Source organism: Roseixanthobacter psychrophilus (assembly GCF_043195195.1).
Classification (GTDB): domain Bacteria; phylum Pseudomonadota; class Alphaproteobacteria; order Rhizobiales; family Xanthobacteraceae; genus NCEH01.
The window spans coordinates 1-11,795 of sequence record NZ_JBAFWT010000076.1; the positions used below are offsets into that span (position 1 = coordinate 1).

11 protein-coding genes are annotated in these 11,795 nt (G+C 65.9%); 7 read left to right on the forward strand and 4 right to left on the reverse strand.

The window, feature by feature from the left end:
• Positions 1-36: 36 nt before the first annotated feature.
• Genes V5F77_RS27485 through V5F77_RS27500 form a run of 4 tightly spaced genes read right to left on the reverse strand, consistent with a single transcriptional unit; the run spans position 37 to position 5,277 of the window.
• Positions 37-2,244 (reverse strand): acetate--CoA ligase family protein, encoded by a 2,208-nt coding sequence (locus tag V5F77_RS27485; protein WP_429008258.1) that lies wholly within the window; start codon positions 2,242-2,244, stop codon positions 37-39.
• A gap of 11 nt (positions 2,245-2,255) precedes the next feature.
• Complete coding sequence (locus tag V5F77_RS27490; RefSeq protein WP_429008259.1) at positions 2,256-2,978, reverse strand: SDR family oxidoreductase; 723 nt, start codon at positions 2,976-2,978, stop codon at positions 2,256-2,258.
• Complete coding sequence (locus tag V5F77_RS27495) at positions 2,975-4,504, reverse strand: 3-hydroxyacyl-CoA dehydrogenase (RefSeq protein WP_429008260.1); 1,530 nt, start codon at positions 4,502-4,504, stop codon at positions 2,975-2,977. Before V5F77_RS27495 ends, V5F77_RS27490 begins: the two co-directional genes overlap by 4 nt.
• Before the next feature lie 2 nt (positions 4,505-4,506).
• A complete protein-coding gene (locus V5F77_RS27500) occupies positions 4,507-5,277 on the reverse strand; it encodes an enoyl-CoA hydratase-related protein (RefSeq protein WP_429008261.1) in 771 nt (256 codons plus the stop codon).
• Between the two features lie 249 nt (positions 5,278-5,526).
• Here V5F77_RS27500 and V5F77_RS27505 point away from each other — a divergent pair, with 249 nt between their 5' ends.
• The 7 genes from V5F77_RS27505 to V5F77_RS27535 form a co-directional block, all read left to right on the forward strand.
• Positions 5,527-6,327, forward strand: coding sequence for an IclR family transcriptional regulator (locus V5F77_RS27505; protein ID WP_429008262.1), 801 nt, complete (start codon positions 5,527-5,529; stop codon positions 6,325-6,327).
• 31 nt (positions 6,328-6,358) lie between these two features.
• Positions 6,359-7,513, forward strand: coding sequence for an acyl-CoA dehydrogenase family protein (locus tag V5F77_RS27510; protein ID WP_429008263.1), 1,155 nt, complete (start codon positions 6,359-6,361; stop codon positions 7,511-7,513).
• 23 nt (positions 7,514-7,536) lie between these two features.
• Entirely contained in the window at positions 7,537-7,929 is a 393-nt protein-coding gene (locus V5F77_RS27515) for a Zn-ribbon domain-containing OB-fold protein (RefSeq protein ID WP_429008264.1), read from the forward strand.
• 7 nt (positions 7,930-7,936) lie between these two features.
• Entirely contained in the window at positions 7,937-9,094 is a 1,158-nt protein-coding gene (locus V5F77_RS27520; protein ID WP_429008265.1) for an acetyl-CoA acetyltransferase, read from the forward strand.
• A gap of 39 nt (positions 9,095-9,133) precedes the next feature.
• Positions 9,134-10,141: an ABC transporter substrate-binding protein gene (locus V5F77_RS27525; RefSeq protein WP_429008266.1), complete on the forward strand. Its 1,008-nt coding sequence runs from the start codon at positions 9,134-9,136 to the stop codon at positions 10,139-10,141.
• Between the two features lie 57 nt (positions 10,142-10,198).
• Entirely contained in the window at positions 10,199-10,954 is a 756-nt protein-coding gene (gene fabG / locus V5F77_RS27530) for a 3-oxoacyl-ACP reductase FabG (protein ID WP_429008267.1), read from the forward strand.
• Between the two features lie 158 nt (positions 10,955-11,112).
• On the forward strand, positions 11,113-11,795 hold a 683-nt coding region (locus V5F77_RS27535; RefSeq protein ID WP_429008268.1), incomplete at its 3' end, for an SDR family oxidoreductase.

An 11,795-nucleotide genomic window follows, 5' to 3' on the forward strand; every position in this document is an offset into this window, starting at 1 on the left:
CGACCACCGGCGCCCAAACCGGCGGCGGCCGTGGCCCTAAGAGCTGAATTCTAAGTGATTTGGTTCTAGGTCTAGTGGCCCGGACCCTGAGTGCTGTGCCGCCGCGCAGGCCGGTGCCGCAGCATTGAGCATGACGAGGGCATCGGCCGCCGCTACGCCCTTGCCGCGGGGGCGGACGAACAGCGGGTTGACGTCCAATTCCCGCACCCGGTCTCGTAGATCCCAGGCGAGATGGGAGATCGCCACGACGGCGTCCACCAATGCTTCGAGGTCGAGCGCGGGGCGGCCGCGCACGCCGTCAAACAGCGGCCGGCCGCGAAGTTCATCCAGCATCGCCCGTATGGTGTGTCGATCACAGGGAGCGATGCGATAAGCGACGTCGCGCAGCACTTCGGTCAGCACGCCGCCGAGCCCCACGGCCACCACCGGTCCGAAGGCGGGATCATTAACCACGCCCACTAGCACTTCCAGAGCGTCGTCGATCATTTCCGAGACCAGGACGCCTGCGACGCGGGCGCCAGGCCTGTAGGCACGGGCATTTTCGATCACCTGATCGACAGCCGCGGCGAGCGCCTCGGCATCGGGGACCCCCAGCGCGACGCCGCCCGCCTCGGTCTTGTGGGCGATGTCCGGCGAGACCACCTTCGCCGCCAGAGGAAAGGCGAGGTCGGCTGTCGCCGCCCGAAGGTCCGCGCCCACGGGCACGAACACCTCCTTTGGAGTCGAGATGCCATAGGCAGCGAGCAGCCGCTTGCCGGCTGCCTCGTCGAGGGCTCCGGCAAGCGGCGGCAGCAGGTCGCCTGCATGCGCCTCCGTCTCGCCTCCCCGCGTTATGGGGGCGCTGGGCGCGCGGCCGAGCGCGGCGGCACGCAAGGCGGCGTAATCGGCGAGCCCGGCTGCCGCGCGAGCGAGCCGGACCGGTGTGGAGAGAATAGGAATGTCAGCCGCTTCCAGCAGCGCATAGCCCCTCTCCGCGCGAGCGCGCCGCACCGACCAGCCAACAAGGATAGGCTTATGCGTGCCCGCCTTGGCAGCAACGATGGCCTGCGCGACCTGCGCGGCCACAGGGTCCGGCGCCGAGGCCAACAGCAGGCAGAGTTGGTCAACGCCAGGATCGGCGAGAACCGCGTCGATGGCCTCGGTCAACACTGCCACGTCGTTGAAGACGGAGGCGGTGACATCTGCCGGATTGGCCACCGAGCCGAAGGTTGGGATAACGCGGGAGAGCCGTTCTGCTGTCGCCGCTTCGAATTGCGGCAAGGCAAGGCCGCGGGCGATCGCGGCGTCGGCAAACACGATGCCGGTGCCGCCGGAGATGCCGATGACGCCGACATTGCGCCCGCCCGGCAGCCGACCGCCGGAGAACGCTTGAACGAGATCCACGATCTCGTCCACGTCCTGCACCTCCATCAGGCCGGACTGGCGGCACGCGGCGCGGAAGATGTCGTAGCGGCCCGTGAGATTGGCGGTGTGGGAGGCGGCGGCACGCGCGCCGGTCTCGGTCTTGCCACCCTTCCACACCAGCACCGGCTTTCCGAGCGCAAGCGCCTTCTCTCCCGCCGCCATGAGCGCGCGTCCATCCTGTACGCCCTCCACATAGGTGCAGACGAGGCTGGTTCCTGGATCATCCAGCAGTGCATCGAGCAGTTCCGGCATCTTCACATCCGCCTCGTTGCCAGTGGAGACGCAATTGCGAAAACCGATACCCTGCATGTCGCACAGGGTGACGATGGCAAAGCCGACCCCGCCGCTTTGGAAGCACATGGAGACGGAGCCCGCCTTCACCCCGACCTCGCCGGAAATCGAACCGAACACCGCGAACACATGGTCGTGGACCGCCAGCATGCCCTGGCAATTGGGGCCGATGAGCCGCACGCGGGCGTCGCGAGCCGCCGCCACGAGTTGATCCTCCAATGCGAGGCCGGCCGGGCCGGTTTCTCGAAACCCACCGCTCAAGATCACCGCGAAGCCGATGCCCTTTGCGCCGCAGGCACGCACGGCATCCGCAGCGGCGTCGGCGCGCACCGCCACCACGGCCACGTCGCAGGGGCCGTCGATGGCTGCGATACTGGGCATGCACGGCAGGCCCGCGATGGCATCGTACTTGGGGTTGACCGGATAGATGCGCCCGGCATATCCGGCCGCCTGCAGCGCCTGGATGGGCTGGCCGCCGATACGGCTGAGGTCGGCAGAGGCGCCGACGACGGCGATGCCGCGCGGCTGGAAAAGGGCTTGGAAACTCATGCTGTCCTCGCTCACAAGGGGGCCGTGCCGACGCTCGTTCCGCCGCACACGTAAAGCACCTGTCCAGTGACATAGGCCGCCTCGTCGCCGAGGAAGAAGGCGATGGACGCCGCCACTTCCTCCGGCCGGCCGAAGCGACGCATGGGCACGCGGTCCGTGACCCGGCGCAGACTTTTCGCGTCGGTGGGATTATTGGCCTGGTAGAGTTCGGTCATCACCACGCCGGGGGCGACGGCATTGACCGTGATGCCCTTCTCCGCAAGTTCCAGCGCCCACGTGCGGGTAAAGCCGATCAACCCCGCCTTCGCGCCGCCATAGGAGGTGCGCTGTTCCTTTCCGAGCACCGCACGGGTCGAGACATTGACGATCCGCCCGCGCCCCATCGCCGTCATGGCGGGCAAGAAGGCCTGCGTACATAGCAGGGCGGAGCGCAGATTGACGTCGATCGAGGCCTGGAATGCCTCCACGGTCACGTCCGCCAGCCATTGGGGATGCGGCGCTCCGGCGTTGTTGACGAGATTCGTAACCGCATGACGGGCCGCCACCTCCCGGAGTCCCGTGCGGGAGGCCTCCACGTCGGCAAGATCGATGGAGACGAACTCAGCAGGGAGCGGGGTTTCAGGCCGATTGCGCGCGATAGCGATCACATGGTGGCCCTGGCCGGCAAGACGCTCGACGAGAGAACGACCGATGCCACGCGTGGCGCCGGTGACGACGGTGACGGGGCCGGTCATCGGACACGCTCCGGCGCCAGGAGGGAGAGGCCGAAGCCGGCACGCCGGCGCAGCCACCCGCTCGCCCGGTAGCGCGGTTCGCCATAGAAAGCGTGCAGCCGGTCGAGGATTTCCAGCACCCGCGCGGGGCCGATCAGGTCGCCCCATTCCAACGGCCCGCGCACGTAGCCGAGGCCGAGGCGGGCTCCGAGGTCGATGTCGGGCGGGGGTGAAATGCCCATCTGGGCAATAGCGCATCCCACGTTCACGATCATCGCCACCACCCGCTGGGCGACGAAGCCCGGGCTGTCGTTGAGTAATGTAACCGGGGCGCCGACGCCGAGCGCCGACAGGGCGGCGTCCCGGTAGCGCGGCTCGGTGGCGGGCGAGATCATGACCGAGCGGCGGCGATCGAGGCCGAACAACATGTCCACCGCGACGGTGCGAGCGGGATCGAGGCCCTCGACAGCGATGGTTGTGGCCATATCCGCGCCGAGCGGGGTGACGAGGCAGAGATCGTTCGGCGCCGGCCGCAGGGCGGCATTGACCGGTACCTCGCTCAGGGCATCGCGCAGCGTCGCGGCCAACTGGGGATATGCAGGGCTGATCCACACTGCCGGCATGGGGTCCGGACGCGGCGCCGGCGCCGGCTCATCCGGGATTTGTGCCTGACCGTTCTCGTAACTGTAGAAGCCGGCGCCGGTCTTCTGCCCCAGCATGCCCGCCTCCACCATACGGCGCGTGGTCGGCGATGGGCGATACATGGGCTCCTGATAGAATTGCCCATAGAGCGATTCCATCACCGGATGGGCGACGTCCCCGCCCACCATGTCGAACAATTGGAACGGTCCCATGCGGAAGCCGGCGGCTTCGCGCAGGATCCGGTCGATATCGCTGGCGGTGGCGATGCCCTCGTCGAGAATGCGCAGAGATTCCGGCACATAGGCGCGGCCGATGTGATTGACCAGGAAGCCGGGGCTGTCCGCCACCACTACTGGTTCCCGGGTCATACGCCGGCCGAGCCCGGTCAGCGCCTCCACGACCCAGGGCGCGGTGCGTGCGCCGCCGATGACCTCAACCAGCTTCATCAGCGGAACCGGATTGAAGAAATGCAGCCCGCCCACGCGCTCGGGCCGCGTGCAGGCGGCGGCGATGGCGGTGATCGAAAGGGAAGACGTGTTGCTGGCGAGAATGGCCTGCGGGGCGACCACCTCCTCCAGGGCGGCGAAAAGCGCCTTCTTGGCTTCGAGCTGCTCGACGATCACCTCAACCACCACGTCGCAAGGGGAGAGGTCGGCGAGGGTCTCCACCGCATGGATGCGGCCGGCCGCGGCCCTGGCCTCCGCGGGCGTCATCTTGCCCTTTTCGGCGAGCCGCTGAAGCATCCCGATGACGGAAGTCCGCGCCTCCTGCGCCGCACCGGGGCGGGCGTCGTGCAGGCGCACATCCATGCCGCCCGCCGCTGCCACCTGAACAATGCCGCGACCCATGGTTCCGACACCCACCACGCCAACAACGAGGTCCGGCTTGTCGATTTCGAGGTTCATTTTCATCTCCCGAAGAAATTCGGCGGACGTTTGTCCAGGAAAGCGCGCATGCCTTCCTTTTGGTCCTGCGAGGCGAAGAGGACGTGGAGCGCTTTGCGCTCCAGGCGAAGGCCCTCGTCCAGCGCCCCATCGGCGCCGGCGAGCGTCACTTCCTTGATGAGTTCGACCGCCAGCGGCGGATGGGCGGCGATGCGGGATGCGATCTCGATGGCGCGGGTTTCGGTCTGCGAATCCGGCACCACGAGGCTCACCAGGCCCATGGCGTCGGCTTGCGCCGCACCGAAGAGTTCGCCGGTCAGCATGAGGTGCAGGGCCTTGTATTTGCCGACCGCGCGCACCAACCGCTGGGTGCCGCCCCCGCCCGGCAGGATGCCCAGCTTGACCTCGGGCAGGCCGAAGCGGGCACCGGCGCCGGCGACGATGATGTCCGCATGCAGGGCCAGTTCGCACCCGCCACCGAGGGCAAAGCCGTTCACTGCGGCGACGATGGGCTTTGGGCATGCGGTCAGCGCCTGCCACAGGCGATGCGGCGCGCGGCGCATCACCTCTATGGGGCCGGCATCGGCCATTTCGGCGATGTCCGCGCCGGCCGCGAAGGCTGTATCGCTGCCCGCGAGCAAGATGCAACGGACATCATCGTCGGCAGCCAGCGCGGCGAGGTGATCGCTCATCAGTCGGCGCACCTCCATGTTCAGCGCATTGCGGGCTTCGGGGCGATTGAGGCGCAGCAGCGCCAGACCAGCTTTTGGCCGTTCAAGCAAAACCGGTGGCATGGGGTTCAGTCCTGGGTGTTGTTTCACTATGCGAAACAGAATTTTATGTTGTTGACCCGGACATTACGTGCGGCCATAGTTGATGGCAAGATAAAGAAATGCGTAACGAGATGTTGCGCGGAGTGAAACGCCAAGAACGAAACGCTCATAAGGGCGATAATCCGTTAAATCTGGTCATTACATGCTGCATTGCAAATGAAGCGTTGCCGCAAGTGCGATGAGGATTTTACGGAACGAAGGGCTGGGTCAATGCCAAGCAAGGATGACGAGAGCGGCGAAAGCGAAGACCGTTATTTCATAACGGCGCTGGCGCGCGGGCTCGATGTGCTCGGAGCGTTCCAATCAGGCGACGACGCATTGACCAATGCGGAGCTTTCCCGCCGCACGAAGCTGCCCAAAGCCACCGTCACACGCCTCACACACACCCTGCGCAGTCTCGGCTATCTGAGCAATTGCGCGGAAACCGGCCGCTTTCGCCTGCATCCGCACATCCTCAGCCTCGGTTATCCGGTGCTGGTCAACCTCGGGGTTCGCCAAGTGGCGCGCCCGCTGATGCAGGAATTGGCGGACTATTGCGGCGGCACCGTATCCATCGGCGCCCGCGACGTGCAGCACATGATCTTCGTCGAGCGGGTGCGCAACCGTTCCGTCATGACGCTGCCGCTGGATGTTGGCTCCTGCATTCCGATCGCGACGACATCTTGCGGACGCGCCTATATCGCCGCGATTTCCGAAACGGAACGGCGAGATCTGCTTGCGGACATTGCCGCCGACCATCCAGATGACTGGCCGCGCCTCAGCTCCGGCATCGAGGCTGCCCGCGCCGACTACAAGCGAAAGGGCTACTGCCAGTCCATCGGCGACTGGGAGAGCAACGTGAACGCGGTGGGTGTGCCGCTGCGCGCTGCCGGCGGGCAGGTGCTGTCCATCACTTGCGGCGGCCCAGCGAGCCGCATCCGGCCGGACATGATCGAGGATCTGGGGGCTCGGCTGCGCCACCTTGCTCAGGCCGTCGAGATGGCCCTGCGCATCGGTTCCGCTCCGCTTTGAAACCCTTTGGGGGCAATGAGGAAAGACCAGGATGGCTTTGGATCAGGACACATTCCAGCAGTTCCTCGACACCATCGGCAGGTTCGTCCGCGAACGCATGGTGCCGAACGAGGACCGCCTCGAGGCCGAGGACCACGTGCCGCCGGAAGTGCTCGCCGAGATGAAAGATATCGGCCTGTTCGCGCTCACCATTCCCGAGCAGTATGACGGCCTCGGTCTGGGCATGGAGGAGGAGGCTCGGGTCCTGTTCGAGGTCTGTCTCGCCTCGTGCGCCTACCGCACCGTGTTCGCCACCACGGTGGGCATCGGCTCCCAGGGACTGGTCATCGACGGAACGGAAGAGCAGCGCCAGCGCTACCTGCCGCGCCTCGCGCGCGGCGAGATCATCGGTTCCTTCTGCCTCACCGAACCAAACGCCGGATCCGACGCGGCTTCGTTGCGCACCCGCGCCGTCCGCGACGGCGACAGCTATGTGATCAACGGCACAAAGCGCTTCATCACCAACGCGCCCGACGCTGGCCTGTTCACGGTATTCGCGCGCACCAACCCGGAGGAAAAGGGTGCAACTGGCATCTCCGCCTTCCTGGTGGAAGCGGGCACCCCCGGCCTCAGCCTCGGCAAGCCGGACAAGAAGATGGGGCAGCGGGGCAGCCACACCTGCGACGTCATCTTCGAGGATTGCCGGGTACCGAGCTCAGCCTTGCTCGGAGGGGTCGAAGGACAGGGTTTCAAGACCGCCATGAAGGTTCTCGACCGCGGGCGCCTGCACATCGCTGCCGCCAGCGTCGGCGCGGCGGAACGGCTGATCCGCGACAGCCTCACCTACGCTATGGACCGCCGCCAGTTCGGCCGCCCCATCGCCGAGTTCCAGCTCGTCCAGGCCATGCTCGCCGACAGCCGGACCGAGGCCTATGCGGCGCGCTGCATGGTTCTTGATGCCGCCCGGCGGCGCGACGCGGGCGAGAACGTCACGGCACTCGCCTCCTGCGCCAAATTGTTCGCCACCGAGATGGTGGGACGAGTCGCGGATCGCGCCGTGCAGATCCACGGTGGGTCCGGTTACATCGCCGATTTCAAGGTGGAGCGCTTCTATCGCGACGTGCGCCTGTTCCGCCTCTACGAGGGCACGTCCCAGATCCAGCAGATCATCATCGCCAAAGCCATGATCAAGGACGCGGTCCATTGAGCCGCGCGGGAGGACAAAATCCGATGAATGCCTTGGACGAGCGTCAATTCGCGGGTCCCGGACCAGAGCAGGTGTTTCGCGCCGGGCTCGCAGACGGGAAATTCCTGATCCAACGCTGCACCGCCTGCGCGACCCACGTCTTCTACCCCCGCGCGCTTTGCCCGGCTTGCGATGGTGGCCCGCTGGAATGCGTCGAAGCTTCCGGCGCGGGCGAGGTGTATTCCAGCACGATCATCCGCCAGCCTGCTGACAAAGGTGGCGACTACAACCTCGCCATGGTCACCCTGGCCGAGGGGCCACGCCTGATGACGCAGGTTGTCGGCATCGCGCCACAGGATGTGCGCATCGGGCTGGCCGTGCGCGCCACCATCCGAAAGGCAGGCGAGGCGCCGGCCATCTTCTTCGAGCCGGTGTGAGGCATCCATGTCCAAGATCCATCCCCTGCGCGGCTCCGCCGCGATTGTCGGCACCGGGCTTGCCGGTCTTGGCGAGGTGCCCGGCCGCACGCATCTGGAACTTCTAGCGGAAGCCACGGCCAAAGCCCTGTGCGATGCCGGCCTGACGCTTGGCGATGTCGACGGCCTGTTTACCGCCAATCTCGTGAACTTCTTCCCCTCGCTGACTGTGGGCGAATATCTCGGCCTGCGCCCGAAGATCGCCGAGGCCACTAATCTTGGCGGCGCGTCGTTCGTCGACTATGCCATCAAAGCCGCGATGGCGATCCAGGCTGGCCTGTGCGAGGTGGCTCTCATCTGCTACGGCAGCAATTCGCGCACCGGTGCCGGCAAGCACACCAGCGGGGCCGAGCTACCGCCCCACGAAGCCGCATACAAGCCGCGCTTTCCGGTCGCCGCCTATGCACTTGCGGCGGCGCGCCACATGCACGAATACGGCACCACGCGGGAAGATCTCGCGCGGGTCGCCGTGGCCGCGCGCCAATGGGCGCAGCTCAATCCGCTGGCCTACCGGCGTGAGCCCACCTCGGTGGAGGAGGTGCTGGCCGCCCGCATGGTCTGCGATCCCTTGACGACCCGCGACTGCTGTCTCGTCACCGACGGCGCAGGCGCCGTGATCATGGTCTCGGCAGGGCGGGCCAAGGACCTGAAGGGCAAGCCGGTGTATTTTCTCGGCGGTGCGGCGGCGCAATGGCATCGACAGATCTCTGCCATGCCCGATTTCACCACCACGGCGGCGGCGGAATCCGGCCCGCGCGCCTTCACCATGGCCGGGCTGTCGCCGGCCGATGTGGACGTGCTGCAAGTCTATGACGCTTTCACCATCAATGTCCTGATGTTTCTGGAGGATCTGGGCTTCTGCCCGAAAGGCGAGGCCGGGCGCTTCGTTGCCAGCGGGGCGATCGCGCCGGGCGGCTCATTGCCGGTGAACACCAATGGCGGGGGGCTCTCCTGCGTCCATCCCGGCATGTACGGCGTGTTCACCATGATCGAGGCCGCCGAGCAATTGCGCGGAACGACGGGCGATCGACAGGTGACGGGCGCCGAGATCGCCCTGTGCCACGGTAACGGCGGCACGCTCTCGAGTCAGGTCACGGCCCTCTTCGGAACCGCCGCGACCGTATGACCTCGCACGCGAAGATGCGAGCAAACCAGGGAGGAAGAAATGGCAAGGAAGTCAGTTCTGCCGTGGGTCGTCGGAGCACTTGGTGCTGCTTTGGCCGTGCTTCCGGCGCAGGCCGAAGTCGCAAAGGTCAGGATCGCGCAGCAACTCAGCCTCGCGTTCCTTCCGGCCATGGTGATGCAGAAGGAGAAGCTGCTGGAGGCTGAGATGGAGAAAGCCGGCATGAGGGATGTGCCGGTCGAATGGAGCACCTTCGCGGGTGGCAATTCCGCCATCGACGCCGTTCTGGCGGGGGAGCTTCAGTTCGCGTCCTCAGGCATCACCCCATTCATCACGCTCTGGGCCAAAAGCAACGGGCGGGTTAAAGGCGTCGCCGCCATGAGCGCGCAGCCGGAATATCTCAATTGCCGCAATCCCGCGCTGAAATCGGTGCGCGATCTCACCATCAAGGACAAGATCGCCGTGCCGGCGATCAAGGTCTCCACGCAGGCGGTGTTCCTGCAGATGGAGGCGGCGCGCACCTGGGGCGACGCGAATTTCGAAAAACTGGACCCGATGACGGTCTCGCTCTCCCAGGCGGATGCCTCGATCGCCCTGATGTCGGGCAGCGGCGACATCGCCTGTACCTTCACCTCTCAGCCCTTTACCTTCCTGCAGAAGAAGGACCCCGGCATCCACACCATCCTGAACTCGTTCGACACGCTCGGCGGGCCAGCAACACTGACGATGGTCTGGGCAACCGTCGATTTCCAGAAAAACAACCCCAAGACCTACGCTGCCTTCCTGGCCGCATATGAGAAGGCCCTGGGCATCATCCGTAACGACAAAAAACGGGCCGCTCAGATTTATCTCGACCTGTCAAAGGACAAGTCTCTCTCCAATGCGGACGTGGTCAGCATCATTTCGGATCCTCAGATCACCTTTGTAATGACGCCTGAAAACACCATGAAGTCGGTGAATTTCATGAACCAAGTCGGCCGCATCAACAAGAGGCCGGCCTCGTGGAGGGACATGTGGTTCGAGAACGTCCACAGCCTGTCGGGAAGCTGAAAGTGGCGGGACCGGCGCACGTGCGCCGGTCCCGCCCTCCAACCGGAGAGTAGAGAGATGCGAATTGAGGAACGTGCCGCCTTGGTCACCGGGGCCGGCTCTGGCATAGGTGCGGCGATTGCCCGTCGCTTGGCCGGAAACGGGGCGAGGGTAGCCATCGTCGACCGCGACGGGGCCGCCGCTGAAGCTGCGGCGGAGGCCATTCGCGCTGATGGCGGTAGCGCGTTCGCGGTCGCCGCCGATGCCACCGATGCGGGCGAGGTGGAGCGTGCCGTGGCGCATGTGCACGAGCAGTTCGGCAGCCTCGACATCCTGGTCAACAATGTCGGCATCGTACGCGATAATTATCTGACCCGAATGCCCGAGGAGGATTGGGATGCGGTGCTCACCGTCAATCTCAAATCCTATTTCCTGTGCAGCAAGGCGGCCGCCGGCAGGATGATGGCGCAGCGACGCGGCCGGGTGGTGAACGTGTCCTCGCGCGCGTGGCTCGGCAATCCCGGACAGGCCAATTACTCCGCTGCCAAGGCCGGAATCGTCGGGCTCACCCGTTCCATGGCCATCGAATTGGGCAAGTTCGACATCACGGTCAACTGCGTGGCGCCCGGATTCATCGATACGCCTCTGACGCGGGCCCTGAAGCCGGAGGTGTGGGAGCGCATGGTAAAGGCCCAGCCCATCGCCCGCATCGGCACCGCCGAGGAGGTTGCCTATGCGGTGCAATTCTTCGCGTCCGACGAGGCGTTCTACATGAACGGCCAGGTGCTCTATGTCTGCGGCGGCAAGTCTCTCGGCGCCTTCGGCAGCGCCTGAGCGGGAGGCTGAGCGGCCAAACCCCCTCGGGCTTGGCCGCCACGAAACGCTGCGCGCCTCTGGCAGGTCGGCCAAAGGCAAGCCCCGCGGCGAAGCCTCGAAAAGGTGGCGTCCCGCAGTATCCAATCTTACGACACGACCCGAACTGGACCCTGCCCATGCCGGCCCGCTTCGTGGTCGGTCAGGACGGCACCATCCTCTATGCCGAGGTCAATCCCGACTATACCCGCCGACCCGGTCGACGGCATCGTCAACAATGTCGGGCTGGTGCGCGCCGAGCCGCTCGGGCGATCGAGGCCGCGACCCTCGACGAGGTGCTGCGGACCAATCTCCATCCCGCGCTCGCCGCCGCCCAGGCCGCCTTGCCGGGCATGAAGGCGCGCGGCTGGGGCCGCATCGTCAACATCTCCAGCCTCACCATCCTCGGCGCGTTGGAGCACACGTCCTACGCCGCGGCCAAGGCGGCGCTGGTGAGCTTTACCCGCAGCTGGGCCCTGGAGCTTGCGACCTCAGGCATCATGGTCAACGCCGTTGCGCCCGGGCCGACCGAGACCGAATTGTTCCGCGTCAACAACGCGCCGGGCAGCGCGGGCGAGGCGCGCTACCTGTCCGGCGTGCCGATGAAGCGGTTCGGAACGCCGCAGGAGATCGCCGCCGCCATCGCTTTCTTGTTGTCCGGACGATGCGGCGTTCATCACCGGACAGACGTTGCATGTGGATGGAGGCGCCTCGATCGGAAAGGCATCGCTCTGACCTCCGGCCAATGTCCTAATGGGGGAGAGCAGCGAATTTCCGCTCTTGGCGCTCTCGGTCCATATTGCCTACGCCGTCGCGTCCCAAT